We start from the raw sequence: 20637 nt of genomic DNA on the forward strand, positions 1-20637 counted from the left end.
GCAAAGAAGCTGGTCAGCCTCGCTGCATTGACAACTACACTGGCGGTGGTGGCGACGGGATGCAGCACCGATCCAGCCATTCCCGCCCCCACCACGGCCGCTCCCGGAAGCGTCGACCTGCGGATGACCGTGTGGACCTCGAACGAGGACCACCTCGCCCTCTTCAATTCGATTGCGGACGCGTACAAGGCGGATCATTCGGAGATCGGAACGATCACCTTCGACAGCCTTCCATTCGCCGACTACAACACGACCTTGACCACCCAGATCGCGGGCGGTAACTCACCCGACCTCGCATGGATGGGCGATCTATCAAAGGACCTCATTGCCTCTGGCGCCCTGGTTCCGCTGACTGACACCTTGAAGACGACCGAGGGGTGGGACTACGAAGACTTGCTCGACAGCGTTACAGCCCAGTTCACCGTCGACGATCAGCTATACGCGTATCCCTTCTCCAACTCACCGTACGCCCTCTACGTCAACAACGACCTGCTGACGCAGTCCGGGCAGACGCTCGACACCTCCGACCTCACTTGGGATCAGGTGTCGGCGATCGGCTCGGCCGTGAATGCGGCCACCGGTAAGGGTGGATTCGTCATTCGCGACTTCGGCTACTCCTCATGGAACACGCTGGCGACGGTATGGACCGGATGGGGCGCCTCGGCTTGGAGCGAAGATGGGAAGACCTGCACTTTAGACAGCGACGAGATGGTCGACGCCTTCCAGTTCCTGCACGATGCGATCTTCGTCAATAAGGCGATGCCCGGTCCAGGCACCACGGCCGACTTCTTCGCTGGGGACTCAGCGTTCACGATCGCTCAGGTGTCCCGCGCATCGCTCCTCGACGGCTCATTCGCCTTCGATGTCTACCCGCTCCCTGAAGGACCAACAGGAGCGTACTCGGTGCTCGGTCAGGCCGGCGTGGGTGTCCTGCAATCCAGCGCTCACGTGCAGGAGGCAACCGACTTCCTAGCGTTTCTTACGAACCCGGAGAACGCGGCCCAGCTGGCCAAGTACTTCCCGCCGCCCCGTGAGTCGCTCCTCACCGGCGCGGGGCTTGCGGCGAACAACACCAAGCTCACCGCCGATCAGCTACAGACCGTCGTCGTCGATCAGCTGCCTGGCGCAGTAACGCTGCCCAACCACACTAGCCCCGCCGAGATCGCCCAGAAGGGCAAGACGGGACTGGATGCACTGTGGACCGCCGACGCCGACGTTGAAGGCGTTCTGGCCTCGGTCTGCGACACCATCGCTCCGTTGCTGGCGAATTGACGTCGACAACGAATCGCTCGACAAACCGTGGGGCATCGCTCGATGCCCCACGGTCTGAGCGACACTCTCGGCGCCCGTTCTGGACGATCGTCCGTTGCGATTCGCTCACCGGATACCTCTTCATCATGCCGCAGCTAGTCGGCGTGCTCGTTTTCGTCATCGTGCCCGTGGGGCTGGCGATCTACTACAGTCTCAACGACTGGAACATCTTCACCGGCAAGCTCGACTTCATCGGCGGCGACAATTACGCCGCGCTGCTCGACGATCCGCAGCTGCCCGCGGTGTTGGGGGCGACGGCCATCTTTTCCGGCGGAGTGGTCGTCTTGAACATCGCACTCGGGCTGTCGCTAGCGATCATGCTGAACCGGAAGTTCCGTGGGGTCACGCTCTTCCGCACACTGTTCTTCTCGCCCGTCGTCATATCTGTGGTGGCCTGGACACTGGTCTGGGGGTTCCTCCTGCAGAACAACGGCGGAATGAACGGACTGCTCGCCCAGTTCGGCGTCATCGGGCCGAACTGGCTCCAGGAAGGGCCAACCGCGATGATCGCGGTGATCGTGACCCAGGTGGTCAGGAGCGTCGGCATCAACATGGTGTTGTTCCTCGCGGCTCTGCAAGGGGTTCCAAGTGAACTACACGAGGCCGCGAAGATCGACGGCGCCGGAAACGCCACGATCTTCGCGCGCATCACACTGCCGCTCATCTCACCGACCGTGCTGCTCACCGCCATCATCACCATCGTCGGCGCACTTCAGGCCTTCGCCCAGATCGCCGTGTTGACTGAAGGCGGGCCAGGGCTGTCGACCACGGTGCTCGTCTACTACGTCTTCCAGCAGGCGTTCGACTTCAACAACATCGGCTATGGCTCCACGCTCGCGCTGATGCTCTTGACCTTCGTTCTCCTCCTCACGATTCTGCAGTGGCAGCTGCGCAGAAAGTGGGTCTTCTATGAAGACTGAAACCGGTCCGCGAGCAACCTCCGGGGCCGCGATCGCCCGCCGGGTTGTGCTCTATCTTTCCCTCGTAGTGTTGGCCGTTCCATTCGTGGTGCCGACGGTGTGGATGATCGCCTCCTCGTTCAAGCCGCTGAGTGAGATCTTCGCCTCGCCGCCGTTGATCTTCACTTCGTCGCCCACCTTCGATGCCTATGTGGAGGCCTTCGAGTTCCAGCCTTTCGCCCATCAGTACCTCAACAGTGTCTACATCGCGGTGTTAGTGACTGGCATCACGATGCTTGTGTCGAGCCTGGCTGGCTATGCCTTCGCGCGCATCCGGTTCCGCGGCCGTAACCTGCTGTTCCTGGTAGTGCTCATAGGGCTTCTTGTGCCGGGTGAGGTGACGATCGTCCCGCTGTTCCAGATGTTCAAGCAGTTCGGCATGATCAACACCCACTGGCCATTGATCCTGGTCACCGCGCTGGCCGCGCCCTGCGTGCTCGCCACCTTCATCATGCGGCAGTTCTTCATCGCTCTGCCCGGAGAACTCGAGGAAGCCGCGCGACTCGACGGCCTCGGGCGCCTCGGAATCTGGTGGCGTATCTGCCTTCCGCTCGCCAAGCCGGCGCTTTCGGCTGTGGCCATCCTCACCTTCCTGGCCTCATGGAACCTCTACCTTGAGCCGACGGTCTACATCACCTCGCCCGAGCTGTTCACGCTTCCGCAGGCGTTGACGAGATACGCGGATGCGTACGGTGGGGAGATGTGGAACACCCAGCTGGCCGCGGCCACGATGACCGTAGTTCCCGTGCTCGCGGTGTTCCTGATCGCGCAGAGGCAGTTCGTGGATGGCCTGGCGCACTCGGGGCTCAAAGGGTGAGCGCGGGGTCGAAGCCCGGCGACGGGTGGTGGCGCAGTGCCGTTGTTTACGAGATCTACCTGCGCGGCTTCCATGATGCGGATTGCCGAAGGCCCGTCCCGAGCAGGCCTCGAGCAGCGGTTTCCACCGGGGCGATGGCCTCTACGCGGTCGCGAGGCGGTGATGCTCTAGGGTCAGGGAGCTGCCCCGTTGTCCGCTACCGGCCGGCATCCGTGCGGCCCGGTGCCGCCCCGGCGGCAGGCTCGCTCGAAGGTGTGGGGCGGAGGTAGTCGCTCAGGAATCCGACAAGCACGCCCCCGATGACGATTGCGAGTGCCGGCCAGAGGGCGACCGGTCCGACGAGCTCGCGCACATCGAAGTGGAACACGAATAGCGTGACGAGGATGAAGACGATCCATGCCAGGCCCAGCAGGGTGCCGGCGGTCGCGATCCTGCCGCCGAGTGTGCGTACCCTCTTCTTCTTGTCGAACTGTGCCGCGTATTGGGAGGGAGCACCGAATTCCTGGGTGAGCTCGGCGTCGCTGCTCCCGTGTTCGCGCAGTTCTCGCAGTATCTCTGCGATCTCGTTCTCCGCGTATCCGTGCCCGCGCAGATAGAACGCCAGCTGCCTCTGATAAGCCATGATCACTCTCTCTCGATCTTCCGCGCCGCGGTGTCGGCCGGCGCATCAGGTGTTTCCTCTGCCAGGGCGAGTGCCTCGGTCATGCGGGACCATGCGCCGCTCAGATCATGCTGTCCGCGCCTGCCCTCCGGGGTAAGCGAGAACACCTTGCGGCCGGGACCGGCCTCGTCGTGAACCCACTCGTAGTTCACCCATCCCTGGTCGTTGAAACGCTTTAGCAACGGGTAAAGCGTGCCGCCCTGGACCCTCGCGAAGCCCAGTGCGCGTAATTGCTCCAACAACGCGTAGCCATGGACCGGACCACGAACAAGCAGCCCCAACGTGGCCAGCGGAAGCGCTGCTCGCACGATTTCTGGATACTCTCGCGCCCTATTCACATATAGATAGTTACACAACTTATCTAGTCGCACAACCATTGTATTCGGTCGAGACGTGCAGGCGTCGATGCCGCGATGAAGCGGTGGGAGCAGTAGGAGACCGAGGTGCTCATCGCCGCAGCCGAACGGGTCGGGGGTACTCTGCGCCAACGGCCGGCGGCGCTCTGCGCCCAGGTCGCCGCACGTCACCACGTACGCGACGGCGAATCCACGATCCACCTCGATGCCGAAGGCGAAGGGGCGGCGGATGCCGTGCGCCGCGTCACCGAGCGCCGCATCGCCTATCTCGGACCTGTTCGCGGAGCTGGGCCTCGAGCGCCCGGAGGCCCTCAGACGTGCGCTCTTCGCGCTTGCCGTGGTGCAGGGACTGCAACAGCTCTCGGCCGTTCCTCCCAACCTCGAGGCGGACGACGCCCAGATCACCGCGACCGCGCTGGTGATGACGACCGAGGGGTTGTCGGGCTGAACGGTCGGGCTGAACAGGGTCGGGGCTGAGCGGTCAGCCCGCGACGGGCGATCCGCCGGCCCAGACGCTCTGCACCGCGAAGTGCTCGTCGAGCAGGACGGCGTCGGCCGCGAAACCGGCGGCGAGCGTTCCGAAGTCGGTGTCGCGACCGAGCACACGGGCCGGGGTGCGGGTGAGCGCGGTCACCGCCTCGACGAGGTCGATGCCGACATCGAAGACCGCGGCGCGTAACGCTGCGTCCATCGTCAGAGTCGATCCGGCGATCGTCGACGTGCCCGAGAGCACGGCGAGACCGTCGCGCACCGTGACGTTGAGCGAGCCGAGGCGGTAGTCGCCGTCCCGCTCGCCGGCCGCTGCCATCGCGTCCGTCACGAGGGCGACGCGACCGGGGGCGGAGCGGAACGCGATGCGCGCGACGTCAGGATGCACGTGCTGACCGTCGAGGATCAGCTCGAGGGTGATGCGCTCGTCTTTGAACGCCGCGACGATCGGACCCGGTGCGCGGTGATGGATGCCCGGCATGCCGTTGAACGTATGGGTGAGCAGGCGCGCGCCGCGGTCGAAGGCCTCGCGGGCGGTCGCGTAGCTCGCCTCGGTGTGGCCGATGGCGACGACGATGCCGTTGTGCACGAACTCGTCGATTGCGTCGAGAGCCCCTGGCAGTTCCGGCGCGAGCGTCACCTGGCGGAGCGTTCCGCGCGCCGCCGCGAGCAGGCCGTCGATATCCGCGTTGTCCAGGCCCCGTAGATACTCGGCATTGTGTGCGCCACGTCTCGCCTTGGCGAGGAAGGGGCCCTCGAGGTGCGAGCCGAGCACGAGGGGATCGGCATCGGTGACCGCTGCGATCACGTCCAGGCTGCCGCGCAAGGTGCTGAGAGGGTTTGCGATGAGGCTCAACACCGCGCGTGTCGTGCCGTGTGAACGATGCATGCGCAGGGCTGCCTCGATGCCCTCCGCCGTGTGGTCGAAGTCGTAGCCGCCTCCACCGTGGCAGTGCAGGTCGATGAATCCGGGCGTCAGCCAGGCGCCGCCGGCATTCGTGATCTCCGCGTCGTGCGGAGCGGATGCCCTCCAGCCGTCACCGGTGCCGGTCGCCAGAATACGCTCGCCCTCGGCGAGGAGCCAGAAGTGTTCGACGATGCCGTCGGCATCGAGTCTCGTCGCGTCGTGGATGATGACCGTCACGAGAGCTCCTTGCGGCCGTTGACGATCCCGCTCGTGGTCGCGACGAGCGCGAACACCACCGCCACGACCGGTTGGCCCATGCCCCACCAGGCGAACGCCGCTGTGCCCATAACGAGGATCTCGACGATCGCCTTGCCGAAGGCGTCGAGGCGGAAGACCGCCTTCGGCGAGCGGAACAACCCCCACAGCACGATCGCGATCCCGGGCGTGACGATGCCGATCAGCACGCCCGGCCAGGGCAGCGGCCACGCCGTGAAACCCCAGATGCCGAGTGAGACGACCGCGAAGATCTCGAGCAGGAAACGGAGGATGTCGTTGGCGCCGATCTTCGGCTGGGCGGGGGCGTCAGTCACTTTGCCAGCCTACCCAAGCCGGGTGCCGCGGCTTCGCCTCCTCGGCGGTCGTCGTCAGCGGAAGATGATCGTGCGGGCTCCATCGAGCAGCACGCGATCCTCGGCAAACCATTTGACCGCTTGGGTGAGGGTGCGGCTCTCCTCGTCCTGGCCGATGGCGACGAGTTCGCTCGGCGAACGGGAGTGATCGACCCTGACGACGTTCTGCTCGATGATCGGTCCTTCGTCGAGGTCGCTCGTCACGAAGTGGGCGGTGGCCCCGATGAGTTTCACGCCACGTGCGTGTGCCTGCCTGTACGGGTTCGCTCCTTTGAACCCGGGCAGGAACGAATGGTGGATGTTGATGGCCATGCCCCCGAGGCGTGCGCACAGTTCCGGCGAGAGGATCTGCATGTAGCGGGCGAGCACGACGAGCTCGATGCGATGCTCGTCGACGGCGCGGAGCACCCTCGCCTCGAAGGCCGCCTTGCTCGCAGCGTCCGTGACCGGCAACGACTCGAAGGGTACCCCGTAGAAGCCGACGAGATCGCGAAGCGTGCCGTGGTTGGAGAGCACGAGCGGAACGTCGACGGGGAGCTGGCCAGCCCGTTGGCGGAACAGCAGATCGTTGACGCAGTGGCCGGCGGTCGAGGCGAGCACGAGGGTGCGCAGCGGGCGGCCGACCTCGTCGAGTCGCCAGCTCATCGCGTACCGGTCGACGACCGGTTGCAACGCCAGCTCGAACTCGGAGCGACTCGCGGGCGCCTCGACCTGCAGACGCATGAAGAAACGGCCGGTGTCGAGACTCGCGAACTGCTGACTCTCGGTGATGTTGCCTCGCGCGGCGACGATCGCGCCGCTCACGGCGTGCACGATGCCCGGCCCGTCCACGCAGATCAGGGTGAGCACCCAGTGGTGGTGGAGTGCCTCGGCGTCGTCGAAATCCATCCGCCTAGATTACCCGGGGTGCGGATGTCGTCGTGGTGGGCTTCCGGTAGACTTGACCGTGGTCGTCGGCACCCGAGCGGCCCTGGGCGTGCACATGAGCGCGTAGTCGACCCACCGTCGCACGGCGAGCATCGATCGTCGGCCGGAACGAGTGGGGAACGCCATCCGTTGGTTCTCACAGATGACTGAAACCCAGCGCCGCGAGGCGCCAACGTCCTTCTTTCCCTGGGCAGGGCTGCTCGTGCTCGCAGCGGCGGTCTTCCTCTCCATCACGATCGAGATGCTTCCCACGGGACTCCTGCCGGACATGAGCCGCGAACTCGAGGTCGCCGAGTCGCAGGTCGGTCTCCTCGTCACGGTGTTCGCCTTCGCCGTCGTCATCACGAGCACCCCTCTCGTGGCGCTCACCCGCCGTGTGCCTCGTCATGCCCTCGTGGTGATCGTGCTCGCCGTGCTCGCGATCTCCAATCTGCTCACCGCGCTCGCACCGAACTACGAACTGGTCCTGGCCACCCGCGTGCTGGGCGGTGCGGCGCACGGCTTGTTCTGGGCGGTGGTCGGAGCCTATGCCGGCCATCTCGTTCCGAAGGAGCAGATCGCCCGGGCCGTCGCCATCACCACCGCCGGCGGCTCCCTCGCCTTCGTGCTCGGGGTTCCGCTCGGCACCGCTCTCGGTCACGCATTCGGCTGGCGGACCGCGTTCGCGGGCATCGCGGCGCTCACCATGCTCGGTGCCGTGCTCGTGTGGCTCCTGCTGCCACGCGTCGATCACCGTGCGCACGAGACGGATGCCCCGACCGGCGCCCGCAGCGGGCTCAGGGGCGACCCTACCCTCACTGCGGTCGTGCTCGTCTGCGTCGTCACCGCCGTCACGATGATCGGGCAATATGCCTTCTATACGTACATCGCGCCCTACATGATCGAGATCGTCGCGACCGGCGGGGCAGCGGTCAGCCCGTTGCTCTTCGCCTATGGCATCGCTGGTGCCATAGGCCTGCTGCTCGCCGGAACGGTCCTCGGCAAGCACCCTACTCTCGGCCTGCTCATCGCCATCCTGACGACCGGGTTCGCCGTCGGGGCGCTCGCTGGGCTCGTCTCGATGCCGGTGCTCGCCGTCGCGGCGTTCGTGCTCTGGGGCATCGGCTTCGGAGCCCTGCCGCCGCTGCTCAACACCCGTTTGCTGCATACTGCCTCGGCCCGCATCCGCGACGCTGCGGCGGCGTTCTACACGACGGCGTTCAACACCGGAATCGGCGGCGGGGCGCTTCTGGGCGCCGTGCTGTACGACTCGATCGGACTCGCCAGCCTGCCGTGGGCCTACGTCGGCATCCTGGTGTTGTCGTCGGTGATCGTGCTTCTTGCGAGCCGGATGCACCGGCGGCGGCGCTGACCTCCCTGAGGCGCTGACCGGGTGAGGCGCTGACCGGCCGTAGCGGTGGCTGGCATGCCGCACCGGCTGCCCGTCGCCCGTCGACTTCTGCCTCGCTACTCCGGCAGGAGCTCCTCCTGGGCACGCTCCCGGCGGAATGCGAGCTCGTCGGCGAGCACGACGCCGAGCATCACCGCGTTCGCGAGCCAGGTGAGTGCGAGCGGGGCGAGCACCGGGTGGAGCAGAAAGAACCCCCCAAGCACCGCGATCCCGACGAAATGCGAGACGAGCCAGCTGGCGCCGACCGCTCGTTTGAAGAGTACGTTTCCGAGAAGGTAGATCGCGGAGGCACTGCAGATGACGAGGGCGTTCCCGGCCGTCGTTCCGCCGTGTTCGCCGAGGGGATCGTCGAGGACCAGCTCGTCGCCGACCGCGGTGAGCACGATTCCGACGACCATGACCACGGGGATGTACGTGTAGGCGAGTCGTGCGACCAGACCCGAACTGCTCGCCTGGCGGATGTACTCACTGCCGCCGCGCTCACCATGGTTGAAATAGAGCAACCACATGAGCACCGTCCCGGTGAAGGCGGCGAGGAAGGCGGCGAGGTGCAGCCAATCCAGAGGCTCCCTGCTGAAGGCGGACCCGGTGACGATGACCGACTCGCCGAGGGCGATGATGAAGAACAGACTGACCCGTTCGGCGAAGTGACTACCGGAGACGCGCCAGGTCTCGGGATCGGAGTATCCGAGGAAGGGGACGCGGAACCGCGCGATGGGGCCGAGGTACTCGAGCACGAGGGCGATGGACCACAACCAGACCCGTTCGCCGGGCGGGACGAGGCCTCCCCAGATCCAGAAGACGCCGGATGCGACGAGCCAGAATGAGATCCGTGCGAAGTTGAGGGCGCTCGCGCGTTGGTGTGGTGCGAAGGCGAAGGCGGTGAATACGCTGCGACCCACCTGCATCAACACGAAGGCTGCGGCAAAGAGGAGGCCCTTCTCTCCGAAGGCTTCCGGGATCGCCCCGCTCATGAGCAGCCCGAGCAGCATAAGGGCGATGAGCATCGTGCGCACCCAGCCGCGCTGCGGGTCGAGCCAGTTGGCGGCCCAGGTCGTGTACACCCAGACCCACCACACGGCGAGCGTGATCATGATCGTGTGCAGGTGGGAGTCGAGGCTGGGGTCTTCGATGAGCAGGTGCGAGAGTTGAGTGATCGCGAAGACGAAGACGAGGTCGAAGAACAGCTCGACGAACGTCACCCGATGCGCCTCTTCGCCTGAGTCCGCGCGCAGCAGGCTGTGGGTGAAACCGAGTGCCGCCATCGGATGCCCTTCCAGCCGAAGTCTCGATTCTAGCCGTCTCCGAACCCGGGGAAGCCTCGAAGTCCCGCACATCGGGAGCCTACGTCCTCTCCGGATTCGTGCAACGGCGGCCAGGGCCTGCGGAACGATCGACGCAGGAGATCTAGCGGAACGGCAGACTCACGGATGCCCCGTGACGGCCGGCGCCGTCGTCGTACTCGGACGAGAAGAGGTTGTCCGTCGCGGTCTCCATGTCGCCGATTTCCGTGAGAGGGACGACGGCGAAGCCGTTCTCACCGAGAGGAACCGAGAGTTCGTGCGTATGCCGGCCGAGGAGCTCATCCACGTGCGTGAGCCGGACCGTCGTCGTGCTGTTCGAGATGCCTGAGACGACGAGTGCGGGACCGAAGATCCCGTGCTCGGGAAAGAACTCGATCGACGGGATCAGCAGCTCGAAACCCTGAGACTCGCTTGTCTCGGAGACGTTCCCGTCGACCGTCTGGGTCGCCGTGACGACGTGCTCGCCCGGCGGTACCTCGGCGATCGCCGACCACGCACCCGCGTCATCCACTGCGACGCTCAGGAGCGCGGCACCGGCATGTCCCGGGTCGTCGAGGTAGATGTCGACGATCGCGCCCGGCGTCGCGGTGCCTGCGATGACGGGGAAGTAGAGGCCGTCGCCGGTGTCGACGCCCGCGATCAGCGGCGGAGCGACGGGCACGGTGGAAGTGATCGGGGCCACGGGGCCGATGGGCGGAACGGGCGGAGGGGGTGGAGGGGGTGGAGCGGGATCGACCGGACGGAGGAGGATCCCCGGCCCCCGAGCGGGTGGATCGAGAGGGGCGGGCGGGGCGGGTTCGACGGGGTACGGGTCTGAGGGAGGCGGGGCAGGTTGCGGGGCGGGCGCGGCGAGCGGCGACTCGGTGACGGGAGGGTGCGGTTCGGCGGCCGGCCCGGCGGCGATGGAGCTGCCCGTTTCGTCTGGCGAGGGGAACGGCGTCGGGGCGAGGGTGACGGCCAGGGCCACGCCGACGACGGCCACGACCGAGCCGACGACGGCGAGGACGGCGATTGTCGTGCTCGGGCCGGGAGAGTACCCGCCGGTCGCCACTGCTCCGCTGCCGCCAGAACTCGTGCCGCCAGAGGTGATGGTGGCGGGCATGCTCGCCGCTGCGACCGCGCCGAGTGCATGGTCTGCGCCATGCGCTCCGGACTGCAGCCAGCTCGTGTAGGCGGAGGCGGCTCCGATGCCGGCGGCGAGGGGCAGCAGCACGAGCGCGAGTCGCGAGCCCGTCTCCCGCGCCTCGGCCGCCACGATCGCGCACTTGGCACAGTTGTCGAGGTGTTCGTCGACGCGCCTGACGTCGCGTTGGCCGAGGCTGCCGCGTGTGTACGCACCGAGGCGCTCGATCGTCCATCGGCACTCAGGCGCCGTCGCGGTGGAGTTCAGGTGCGCCTGGATCCAGGCCTGACGCAGACCCTCCCTGGCGCGATAGCAGAGCGCCGAGACACTGTTCGCCGACATGGCGAGCAGTGGAGCGATCTGTTGGGGTGTCATGCCCTCGACCTCGCTGTACCAGAGCGCCTCCTGCCAGCGCGTCGGGAGGGAACGGAAGGCTGTGGCTGTCAGGCTCTTGTCAAGGGCTTCGATGCTTGCGTCTTCGCTCGTGCCGGGGTCTTCGAACGACTCGAGGTTGTCCATCGAGGTTTCGCGACGTGCTTTGCCCCAGCTCGAGGCGGTGTTCCTGATCGTCGTGAACAGATAGGGCCGGAACGCCCCGGTGGGGCCACGCCCCGACTGCAGCAGTGTGTAGATGCGGGTGAAGGCCTCGGCGACCAGGTCGTCGGGATCGAGGCTCGAGGTGAACGACCGGGCGACGGTGCGGCCAGCGGCGGCGTGGCGCCGCCAGAGTTCGGCGAACGCCTCAGAACCGCCGTTTCTCGACTGTTCGATGAGCACGGTGTCAGGGAGGTCGGCGACACGCGACGGCACGATGGTCGGCATGATCGATCTCCTCTATGGCTGCACGCGCCTGACAGTCGGGCGATGTCGGGGCGGAATCGTCGGGTGTCGGATGGGCGGACCGTTGCGATGTGTGCGCAATGATCCACTCATTAAGAGACCGGCGACATCGGGATTCATGACGCGGTCTCTGCGAAATTGTCCATCGTCTTCGGGGGCGTCGCAACTCCGAAAAAAGTTCGGGGATCGCCGTCATGAACGGTGGGCGAAGCCGTCTCTTGAGGTGAAGGAGGGGAGGGAACGATGGACATCGCACTGTGGTCGGCGCTCGCCGTCGCGCTCGGCGCGGCATCCGTGCTCCTCCTCGCGGCCTCGATCTGGTTGCGTCAGCCGAGATACCGGCGTTCGCAGCCCGAGTTGGGGCGAAGACCTTCGTGCGTGATCAGGGACATAGACGCACGGAAGGCCTGACCCGAACCGAGGACGGGACAGGCGAGCCCGACCCGCCGGGGGTACGTAGAGATGCGGTGGCGGGAGGGCAGGAGCCGCGGGGGATCGGATGCCGCGGGGGGACATCCGACCCCCCGGCTCTCTGTCGATCGGGAGTGGGGTCTGCCAGGGGTCAGCCGGCCGACGAGTGCAGCTGGCGACCGGCGGCCCAGACGGCGCACACGGTGAAGTCGTCGTCGAGCAGGACGGCGTCCGCCGCGTAGCCGGGTGCGAGCTGCCCCAGTTCGTGTCCACGCCCGATAGCGGCCGCGGGAACCTCCGTGGCGGCGGCGACCGCATCGGCCACGGAGATTCCTGCGTCGACGGCTCGCCGCAGGGCGATGTCGAGCGTGAGCGTCGATCCCGCGATCGAGCCCCCGAGGTCGAGCCGGGCGATCCCGTCGCGCACGGTGACGCCGAGTGTTCCGAGAATGTAGTGTCCGTCGGATGCCCCGGCCGCAGCCATCGCGTCGGTCACGAGCGCGACCCGGCGGGGGGCGGACGCGAAGGCGATCCGTACGACCTCGTGGTGCACGTGCACCCCGTCGTTGATCACCTCGAGTGTGACCCCAGGCGAGTGCGTCGCGGCGGCGACCGGCCCCGGCGCACGATGGTGGATGCCCCGCATGCCGTTGAAGGCATGCGTCAGGATAGATGCGCCCGCGTCGAAAGCCGCCAGTGTCTGCTCGTAGTCGGCCGCGGTGTGCCCGACGGCCACGACGATGCCGGAGCCGGTGAAGGTCGCGATCGCCTCGGCGGCCCCTGGGAGCTCCGGTGCGAGCGTCACCTGGCGCAGCGTGCCCGCCGCGGCCGCGAGCAGCCGGTCGATAGAGGTGCGATCCGCCGTTCGTAGCAGCGTCTCGTCGTGAGCGCCCCGGAACTCTCTGTCGAGGAAAGGGCCCTCCAGGTGGCTGCCGAGCACGAGCTCGTCCTCGGCGGCGAGTGCGGCGACGACGCTCAGACCATGCTCGAGGCGCTCCTGGGTGCCGGTGACGAGCGAGATCACCGAGCGGGTCGTGCCGTGTGCGCGATGCACAGCAAGGGCCGTCGTGATCGCCTCGGCGCCATCGTCGAAGGAGGCGCCGCCTGCTCCGTGGCAGTGGATGTCGACGAAGCCGGGTGAGAGCCATCGGCCGGAGGCGTCCGTGACCGACGTGGCATCGCCTCGGTGGACGAGCCAGGAGTCGTCGGAGCCGGTGGCGAGCACCGTGCGACCGTCGAAGGCGACCCAGCCGGAGGCGGTCACGACTCCCCCCGATACCAGCCGGGCCGAATGAATGATTGCGGTTGCGACCCCCATCAGGCGACGATCACCTCGTAACCGTGCTCTGTGAGTTCGGCCCGCTGCTGCTCGGTGATCCCGGAGTCGGTGATGAGCGTTCCGAAGAGCCGGGCGTTGCCCATCGTCGCGAAGGCCTTCTTGCCGATCTTGCTCGAGTCTGCGACGAGCACCGCGCGGGCGGCGCGGGTCGCCATGAGCTTGTTGACACTCGCCTCGCGCTCGTCGTGCGCGGTCGGTCCGACGACGGGGTCGATGCCGTTCACGCCGATGAAGGCGAGGTCGAGCGTGATGCTGTTGAGCACGACATCAGTGTAGCTGCCGACAAGTTCGTAGGAGCGTGAGTGCACGACGCCGCCGGTGACGACGGTCTTGATCTGCGAGCGCATGGCGAGCTGAGCGGCGATGTTGATGGCGTTGGTCACGACGGTGAGGTTGGCGTGCGGACCCGCCTCCATGATGTCGGCACGCGAGCCGAGCACGGTGGCGATCGACGTCGACGTCGTGCCTCCGCACAGTCCGATCACGGCTCCGCGGGGAACGAGCGCGCTCGCGGCGGTCGCTATCCGGTGCTTCTGCTCTGCGTTCTGCTGGTGCTTGTAGCGCAACGGCAGGTCGTAGGCGACGGTCTGCCCCACGGCGCCGCCTCGTGTGCGCGTGAGCAGTTGCTGTTCCGACAGCATGTCGAGATCGCGGCGTGCGGTAGCCGGAGACACCTTGAGTTTCGACACGATCTCGTCGACCTCGACCTTACCGGTCTCGACCAGCAGTTCAAGCACTGCGTTGAGCCGTTCGGTGCGGTTCATCCGGTCTCCTCTGCGCTGCGGTGTTCGGTGTTGCGGAGCCCTGAGCCATGGAGTGCGAAGAGCGAGAGCAGTCGCGCGGCCTCTTCTGCGACGGCCCTGCGCCCGACGGCGAGGTATCTGCGAGAGTCTACGACGGCGGGATTCGCGTCGAGGTAGTCGCGGATCGCGCTGGTGAAGAAGCCGTTGAGGTGCGTGGAGACGTTGATCTTCGTCATCCCGGCGCGGATGGCCGCGGTGATCTGTGCGTCGGAGGCGCCGGAGGAGCCGTGCAGGACGAGCGGCACGTCGAGCGCCGCGTGGAGGCGGGCGATGAGCTCAGCATCGAGGGCGGCCGAGCGCTCGGTCATCGCGTGGGAGGATCCGACGGCGACGGCGAGGGCGTCGACTCCGGTCGCGGCCACGAAGGCGACGGCCTCGGCGGGGTCGGTGCGCACGCCGGGAGTATGCGCGCCATCCTTGCCGCCGACCTTGCCCAGCTCGGCTTCGACGTAGACGTTCGCCGCGTGCGCCCGCTCGACCACCCTGGCTGTGACGGCGACGTTCTCGGCGTAGTCGAGGTGCGCCCCGTCGTACATGACCGAGCCGAAGCCGAGGTCGATGGCCTGGTAGGCGAGCCCTTCGTCCTCCGCGTGGTCGAGATGCACGGCGACGGGCACGGACGCCGCACGGGCGACCGCGAGCGTCGCGACGGCGATCGGTTCGAGGCCGCCGTGGTAGCTGGCGCAGTTCTGCGAGATCTGCAGGATGACGGACAGACCGGCCGCCTCCGCGCCGGCGACGAGCGCCTCGGCGGTCTCGAGGTGGATCACATTGAACGCGCCGATGCCGACTCCGGCTGTCGTGGCGGACAGCATGAGGTCACGGGTCGGGTTGAGCGGCATCAGGACTCCTTGGTTGCGGGCGATTTGGTTGCGGGCGACGGCTGATCGGGTCTCGGAGCGGCCCCAGAGCCGGTTGCGGGCGGCATAGGTGGGGTGTCGTGTTCGACGACGAGTCGTTCCGCCAGTTCCGGATGGGTCGGAGAGATCTCTCCAGCCAGGGGCATGAGCACGGCCGCCGCCGACCAGGCGGTCGCTGCGCGCAGGAGCTGCTCGGGGTCGGTGACGCCGTCCGCGATGGCGACAGCCGACGCCGCGACGGCCGCGTCGCCCGCCCCTGTCGGGTTGCCGTGGAGCGGGTGCGGCAAGCGGGCGCGGATGACCCTGCTCTGGTCGTCCGTCGAGATCGCGACCATGCCGTCGACGCCGAGAGAGAGCAGTACGAGTCCTGCGCCGAGGGAGAGCAGCGTCCTGGCGGCTCGAATGGGATCGTCGTCGCCGGTCGCATCGACGAGCTCGTGGCGGTTGGGTTTGAGCAGAGAAGCACCGGCACGGGCCGCTTCGATGAGGCCCGGACCCGAGGTGTCGACGATGCTCGGGATGCCGCGCTCGGAGGCGAGACGGACGAGCGTCGGATAGAAGTCCGTCGAGGCGCCGTGCGGAAGACTCCCTGAGCCGACGAGGCACCGGGCGTCGGTGAGCGAAGCGGCCACGGCGCCTGTCAGCGTCTGCCATTCCTCGGCGCCGGGATTCTCGCCGAGCTCGTTGAAGATCGTGGTCTCGTCATGGGCGTCGTCGTAGAGCGCGATCGATCGGCGGGTCGGAGCTGCGACGGGGACGAGACGGTGGGGGAGACCGCTCTCCGTGAGTTCGGCCGCAAGCTCCGCGCCCGTCGGTCCACCGACCGTGGTGATCGCGAGCACGGCGCGCCCTTCGCCGTGCACGACGCGGGCCACGTTGAGGCCCTTGCCGCCTGCCCGGACGACTCCCGAAGGCACGCGATGGCTGTCGCCGAGTTCGATCCGCGGCACCCGCCAGGTCATGTCGACGGCCGGGTTGGGCGTCACGGTGACGATCACGATGCCACCGGTCGGTCTGCGGGCGCACCGTTGACGACGAGGTCGCGGGCGCGGAGGGCTGCGCCGATGAGGCCGGCGTTCTCGCCGATCTGGGCCGGCACCAGCCGGGGACGCCGATGGAAGGTGAGCAGACGCTCGAGTTCCGCGATGAGCGGATCGAACAACGCCGGTCCGGCTTGCGCGAGGCCCCCTCCGATCACGACGGCGTCCGGTGCGAGCAGCGCGACGAGCTGGCTGATACTGAGCGCAAGCGCCTCGATGGCCTCTCGCCACACGGCTCCGGCGATCTCGTCGCCCGCCTGGGCACGTGCGAGCACGTCGCGGGAGCCGTCGACCGCCAGGCCGGTGCGCTCGTTGTAGCGACGCGCGATCGCGCCGGCCGATGCGATCGCCTCGAGGTGCCCGCGCCCACCGCAAGCGCAGAGCGGGCCGTCAGGAATCACGATCGAGTGCCCGATCTCGCCGGCGAAACCGCCGGCCAGGTGCGGGTGTCCATCGACGAAGATCGCGCCGGCGATGCCCGTTCCGATGACCATGATCGCGACGTCGGTGAACGGGCGGGCGGCTCCGAGGCGAAACTCCGCCTCCCCGGCGCCGCGCACGTCGTGGCTGAAGGCGACGGGTACGCCGAGCCGCTCTTCTGCGAGACGCTTGAACGGCACGTCGCGCCAGCCGAGGTTGCTCGCGAGCACGCCGATTCCGCGGTCGTCGTCGACGAGACCGGGCACGAGCAGCCCGGCGGCCCGCGGCACGACGCCAGGAAACTCGCGGGCGTAGTCAGCGGTGATCTCGGCGACGCGATCGAGCACGGCCTCAGCGGTGTGCTCTCCCGAAAGCGGCGTCGAGGTTCTGCGCAGACCGAGCAGGGTGCCGTGCGTGTCGAACAACGCCGACTTCATATCTGTGCCGCCGACGTCGAAGGCGACGACGGTTTCGCCGACGCCGACGGGCGACGCTTGCCTGTGCTCCGGCCGGATGCTCACGAGGACAGGATCACCGAGCGGGTCAGATTGCGGGGCTCGTCCGCATCGAGGCCCTTGGCGCGAGCGCGCAGAAGCGCGAGCTTCTGGGCGCGGATGAGATCGGCGAGGGGGTCGAGGTCGCTCGTGACGAAACGTGCTCCGGTCGCGGTCACGTCCTGCTCGAGTCCGGCGGGAGCCTCTCCGAACATCCACGTCACACGGTTCGGTGCCGCGATCGAGATGGGTCCATGCCGGTATTCCATGGCCGGGTACGATTCCGTCCACGACTGTGAGGCCTCGCGCATCTTGAGCCCGGCCTCGTGCGCGAGACCGATGGTCCAGCCGCGGCCGAGGAAGGTGTACTGCTCCGCGGCGACGAGCTCGTCGTCGAGGTCTTCGGCCACGGCGGATCGGGCATCCGCGATCGCCCGACTCAGGTCTTCGCCGAGGGACGCGCGCAGGAAGGCGAGTGCCGTCGTCGCGAAGCGGGTCTGCACGACCGAGCGCTCGTCGGCGAAGGGGAGCGCGACGACCTCGTCGACGAGGTCGACGAGCGGGGTCTCCGGGTCGCCGACGATGCCGACGGTGCGGGTCCTGCCGCCGTCGGCGCGCAGCAGTTCGAGCACCTCCGTCGTCGTGCCGGAACGGGTGAGCGCGATGATCGTGTCGTAATCGCGGCCGACGAACGCCTCGGAGGCCGCGAAGGCGTCTGTGACGCCGTGTCCGCCCCTCTCACGCAGCGTCGCATAGGACTGTGCCATGAACCAGGAGGTGCCGCAGCCGATGATCGCGACTTTCTCGCCCGTGGCAGGGAGGCAGTCGAATTCGTCGCTGAGAGCGATGGCGCGCGCCCAGACATCCGGTTGCGATGCGAGTTCGATCGCCATGTGCTCGGCGCCGATAGCGGTTGTGGCGGCAGGTGTCTGGCTCTCAGACATGGAGACTCCTCGGTTCGGGCAACACGGTTACGGACGGCAACGATGATGCTTGATCTGACAATGATTACTTATGAGCGTAATAGCTGTCTAGTAATCACATCGACGACTAAAAGTTGAGAAAGCTCTGATCTTGGTGATTTGTTAGGACGGTTAATAAACTCCTGATAACGATTCGCCGCTTGTATTGACGCGGGGCTCGATTCGCGTCATGATTCCGATCATCGACGAACGAACATGATTGTTCTTTCGATGAAATGGTCATCAATCACCATTCACGGCGGTGTCGTGGAGGGGGTCGATGCCACACGCGCCGTCGCGTGAGGCAGCTTCGGCGACGGGCGCCCCTAACGAGAGTGAGGAAGCACTATGAAGAAGTCTCTGCGCATCGGTGCGATGGTCGCGACCGCGGCCCTTGCAACCATGACGCTCGCGTCCTGCGGTTTCGGCGGTGGATCCGGCGGCGATGCCAGCGGATCCGGCACCACGCTGAACCTGCTCGTTCCCAGCTATTCGGACAAGACCCAGGGCCTGTGGGAGGAAGTCATCACAGGCTTCGAGAAAGAGAACCCCGACATCACGGTCAACCTCGAGGTCCAGTCGTGGGACAACCTCAACGACGTCGTCACCACCAAGATCCAGGGCAACCAGGCCCCAGACATCATGAACGGCGGCCCTTTCGCAGGCTTCGCGGCCGACGATCTGCTCTACCCGATCGAGGACGTCGTGTCATCCGGCACCCTCGCCGACTTCCAGGAGTCGTTCGTCGAGGCGTCCTCGGTCGATGGCGTGCAATACGGCGCCCCGCTCATCGCCTCCGCTCGGGCGCTATTCGTGAACACCGATCTGCTCGCGCAGGCTGGCGTCGCCGCCGCGCCAAAGACGTGGGACGAACTGCTCGACACGGCCAAGAAGATCTCGGCTCTCGGCAACGGCATCGCCGGCTACGGCATGCCGCTCGGATCTGAGGAGGCGCAGGCCGAAAGCGCCATGTGGTTCTTCGGCGCAGGCGGAACCTTCGGCGACGAGAAGAAGATCACGATCGACGGTGTTCCCGAGAATCTCAAGGCCGCAACGTTCATGCAGCAGATGATCACCGAGGGTGCGACCCAGGCAGACGCCGGCGCGACCAACCGCAGCCCGCTCATGGACATCTTCGTGCAGGGCAAGATCGGCATGCAGGTCGGCCTCCCGCCGACCGTCGGCCAGATCGCCGAGAACAACCCGGCGCTGAAGTATGAGATCGTCTCGATGCCGACTCCCGACGGCAGCCCCGTCGCACTCGGTGTCGCCGACCACCTGATGGCGTTCAAGAACGACGACACCAAGAAAGAAGCCATCACCAAGTTCCTCGACTACTACTACACCTCGGATGTCTACGTTCCGTGGGTGCAGACCGAGGGCTTCCTGCCCACCACGAAGTCGGGCTCCGAGGCTCTCGGCGGCGAGGAGGCGCTCAAGCCGTTCCTCGATCTGCTGCCGAGTGCCAAGTTCTACCCGAGCACCAACCCGAAGTGGGATGCCACCAACGCCGCGTTCAAGAGCCTCATGGGCCAGATCGCACAGGGCAAGGCCCCGGCCGAGGTGCTCAAGGAGATCCAGGCTCAGGCTGACGCGGGATAGTCCCACCCATCACGACAAGGCATCGGTGATTCCGTGAACATGAGCACTATCGTCGACACATCATCGACCACGGCGGGGACGGCCACAGGCCGCCCCCGCCGTGGGGCCGGCACGAGCGGCAAGGACGTGCTCCACGCACTCCCCTGGATCGCCCCGGCCCTCCTCCTGATCCTCGGCGTCGTCCTGTACCCCGCCGTCGTGATGTTCTTCAACTCGACCCGCAAGATCAGCCTGAGCGGTATCGACCAGGGCTCCGTAGGAATCGACAACTATGTCGAGCTCTTCTCGTTCCCCTCTTTCTGGCCGATCTTCGTGCGCACGATCGTGTGGGTCGTCGCGGTCGTCGTGCTCACCGTCGTGATCTCGCTCGGCCTCGCCCAGATTCTCAACAAGGCGTTCCCCGGCCGCCAGCTCGTGCGCCTCGCGGTCATCATCCCCTGGGCCGCGAGCGTCGTCATGACGACGCTCGTCGTCTACTACGGCCTCGAACCGTACTTCGGCGTCATCAACAAGTTCCTCGTCGACATCGGCCTCATCGATACACCGGAGGGCTACGGCTGGACAAAGCACGCCGACACCGCCTTCATATGGTCGATCGTTATCGCGGTCTTCGTGTCGCTGCCCTTCACGAGCTATACGATCCTCGCCGGCCTGCAGACGGTGCCGGCCGAGGTGCTCGAGGCGGCGAAGATGGACGGGGCTGGCCCGGTCCGCAGCTATTTCGGCGTGATCCTGCCGCAGCTGCGGGGGGCACTCTCCGTCGCCATCATCATCAACATCATCAACGTCTTCAATTCGCTGCCGATCCTGAAGACCATGACGGGGTCGATACCCGGCTACGACGCCGACACGATCATGACGTTGATCTTCAAGTACATCCAGAATCAGCACAAGGTCGACGTTGCGAGTGCGCTCAGCGTCGTTGCCTTCGTGATCGTGATCGTGATCGTCGCGATCTACCTCAGGGTCGTCAAGCCGATGAGGGAGGTTTGA

21 protein-coding genes are annotated in these 20637 nt (G+C 66.7%); 8 read left to right on the forward strand and 13 right to left on the reverse strand.

Features of this window, described 5'->3' with window-relative positions; translation table 11 throughout:
* Positions 1-27: 27 nt before the first annotated feature.
* The 3 genes from ACFQB0_RS12715 (at position 28) to ACFQB0_RS12725 (ending at position 3087) form a co-directional block, all read left to right on the forward strand.
* The gene (locus ACFQB0_RS12715; RefSeq protein WP_386732226.1) at positions 28-1272 is read left to right on the forward strand and encodes an ABC transporter substrate-binding protein; all 1245 of its coding nucleotides are present in this window, start codon (positions 28-30) and stop codon (positions 1270-1272) included.
* Between the two features lie 125 nt (positions 1273-1397).
* A complete protein-coding gene (locus ACFQB0_RS12720) occupies positions 1398-2231 on the forward strand; it encodes a carbohydrate ABC transporter permease (RefSeq protein ID WP_386732229.1) in 834 nt (277 codons plus the stop codon).
* Positions 2221-3087, forward strand: coding sequence for a carbohydrate ABC transporter permease (locus ACFQB0_RS12725; RefSeq protein WP_386732231.1), 867 nt, complete (start codon positions 2221-2223; stop codon positions 3085-3087). The genes ACFQB0_RS12720 and ACFQB0_RS12725 overlap by 11 nt, the downstream gene beginning before the upstream one ends.
* A 196-nt stretch (positions 3088-3283) precedes the next feature.
* On the opposite strand, the gene ACFQB0_RS12730 is transcribed toward ACFQB0_RS12725, so the two are convergent.
* Entirely contained in the window at positions 3284-3709 is a 426-nt protein-coding gene (locus tag ACFQB0_RS12730) for a hypothetical protein (protein ID WP_386732234.1), read from the reverse strand.
* Positions 3710-3711: 2 nt separating this feature from the next.
* Positions 3712-4056: a PadR family transcriptional regulator gene (locus ACFQB0_RS12735; protein WP_386732236.1), complete on the reverse strand. Its 345-nt coding sequence runs from the start codon at positions 4054-4056 to the stop codon at positions 3712-3714.
* A 253-nt stretch (positions 4057-4309) separates the two neighbouring features.
* Between ACFQB0_RS12735 and ACFQB0_RS12740 the strand changes: the two genes are divergently transcribed.
* Positions 4310-4552, forward strand: coding sequence for a hypothetical protein (locus ACFQB0_RS12740; RefSeq protein ID WP_386732239.1), 243 nt, complete (start codon positions 4310-4312; stop codon positions 4550-4552).
* 33 nt (positions 4553-4585) lie between these two features.
* Here the strand turns inward: ACFQB0_RS12740 and nagA (ACFQB0_RS12745) are convergent, their stop codons facing one another.
* Genes nagA (ACFQB0_RS12745) through purU form a run of 3 tightly spaced genes read right to left on the reverse strand, consistent with a single transcriptional unit; the run spans position 4586 to position 7017 of the window.
* Positions 4586-5737, reverse strand: coding sequence for an N-acetylglucosamine-6-phosphate deacetylase (gene nagA / locus ACFQB0_RS12745; protein WP_386732242.1), 1152 nt, complete (start codon positions 5735-5737; stop codon positions 4586-4588).
* Positions 5734-6090, reverse strand: a complete 357-nt coding sequence (locus ACFQB0_RS12750; protein ID WP_386732245.1) for a YrdB family protein — start codon at positions 6088-6090, stop codon at positions 5734-5736. Before ACFQB0_RS12750 ends, nagA (ACFQB0_RS12745) begins: the two co-directional genes overlap by 4 nt.
* A 54-nt stretch (positions 6091-6144) precedes the next feature.
* The gene (gene purU / locus ACFQB0_RS12755) at positions 6145-7017 is read right to left on the reverse strand and encodes a formyltetrahydrofolate deformylase (RefSeq protein WP_386732247.1); all 873 of its coding nucleotides are present in this window, start codon (positions 7015-7017) and stop codon (positions 6145-6147) included.
* A gap of 181 nt (positions 7018-7198) precedes the next feature.
* Between purU and ACFQB0_RS12760 the strand changes: the two genes are divergently transcribed.
* On the forward strand, positions 7199-8407 hold the full coding sequence (locus ACFQB0_RS12760; protein ID WP_386732248.1) for an MFS transporter: 1209 nt from the start codon (positions 7199-7201) through the stop codon (positions 8405-8407).
* 95 nt (positions 8408-8502) lie between these two features.
* Here ACFQB0_RS12760 and ACFQB0_RS12765 read toward each other — a convergent pair whose 3' ends face one another.
* Positions 8503-9711 carry a low temperature requirement protein A gene (locus ACFQB0_RS12765; RefSeq protein WP_386732250.1) on the reverse strand — a complete coding sequence of 403 codons (1209 nt, stop codon included), beginning with the start codon at positions 9709-9711 and terminating at the stop codon, positions 8503-8505.
* 142 nt (positions 9712-9853) lie between these two features.
* Complete coding sequence (locus tag ACFQB0_RS12770; RefSeq protein WP_386732252.1) at positions 9854-11695, reverse strand: sigma-70 family RNA polymerase sigma factor; 1842 nt, start codon at positions 11693-11695, stop codon at positions 9854-9856.
* Between the two features lie 261 nt (positions 11696-11956).
* Between ACFQB0_RS12770 and ACFQB0_RS12775 the strand changes: the two genes are divergently transcribed.
* A complete protein-coding gene (locus ACFQB0_RS12775; protein WP_386732255.1) occupies positions 11957-12124 on the forward strand; it encodes a hypothetical protein in 168 nt (55 codons plus the stop codon).
* 151 nt (positions 12125-12275) lie between these two features.
* Here ACFQB0_RS12775 and nagA (ACFQB0_RS12780) read toward each other — a convergent pair whose 3' ends face one another.
* The 6 genes from nagA (ACFQB0_RS12780) to ACFQB0_RS12805 are packed head-to-tail and all read right to left on the reverse strand — an operon-like array spanning position 12276 to position 18024.
* Complete coding sequence (nagA, locus tag ACFQB0_RS12780) at positions 12276-13442, reverse strand: N-acetylglucosamine-6-phosphate deacetylase (protein ID WP_386732257.1); 1167 nt, start codon at positions 13440-13442, stop codon at positions 12276-12278.
* Positions 13442-14227 (reverse strand): DeoR/GlpR family DNA-binding transcription regulator, encoded by a 786-nt coding sequence (locus ACFQB0_RS12785; protein WP_386732260.1) that lies wholly within the window; start codon positions 14225-14227, stop codon positions 13442-13444. Before ACFQB0_RS12785 ends, nagA (ACFQB0_RS12780) begins: the two co-directional genes overlap by 1 nt.
* A complete protein-coding gene (locus tag ACFQB0_RS12790) occupies positions 14224-15108 on the reverse strand; it encodes a class II fructose-bisphosphate aldolase (RefSeq protein ID WP_386732263.1) in 885 nt (294 codons plus the stop codon). The genes ACFQB0_RS12785 and ACFQB0_RS12790 overlap by 4 nt, the downstream gene beginning before the upstream one ends.
* On the reverse strand, positions 15108-16124 hold the full coding sequence (locus ACFQB0_RS12795) for a 1-phosphofructokinase family hexose kinase (RefSeq protein ID WP_386732265.1): 1017 nt from the start codon (positions 16122-16124) through the stop codon (positions 15108-15110). Before ACFQB0_RS12795 ends, ACFQB0_RS12790 begins: the two co-directional genes overlap by 1 nt.
* Positions 16121-17107 carry an ROK family protein gene (locus tag ACFQB0_RS12800; protein ID WP_386732268.1) on the reverse strand — a complete coding sequence of 329 codons (987 nt, stop codon included), beginning with the start codon at positions 17105-17107 and terminating at the stop codon, positions 16121-16123. Before ACFQB0_RS12800 ends, ACFQB0_RS12795 begins: the two co-directional genes overlap by 4 nt.
* Positions 17104-18024, reverse strand: coding sequence for an SIS domain-containing protein (locus ACFQB0_RS12805; protein ID WP_386732270.1), 921 nt, complete (start codon positions 18022-18024; stop codon positions 17104-17106). Before ACFQB0_RS12805 ends, ACFQB0_RS12800 begins: the two co-directional genes overlap by 4 nt.
* A gap of 366 nt (positions 18025-18390) precedes the next feature.
* Here ACFQB0_RS12805 and ACFQB0_RS12810 point away from each other — a divergent pair, with 366 nt between their 5' ends.
* Positions 18391-19644, forward strand: a complete 1254-nt coding sequence (locus ACFQB0_RS12810; protein WP_386732273.1) for an extracellular solute-binding protein — start codon at positions 18391-18393, stop codon at positions 19642-19644.
* Positions 19645-19683: 39 nt separating this feature from the next.
* A complete protein-coding gene (locus ACFQB0_RS12815) occupies positions 19684-20637 on the forward strand; it encodes a carbohydrate ABC transporter permease (protein ID WP_386732813.1) in 954 nt (317 codons plus the stop codon).

Origin of the sequence: Luethyella okanaganae (assembly GCF_042660285.1) — a bacterium.
Lineage (GTDB): Bacteria > Actinomycetota > Actinomycetes > Actinomycetales > Microbacteriaceae > Luethyella > Luethyella okanaganae.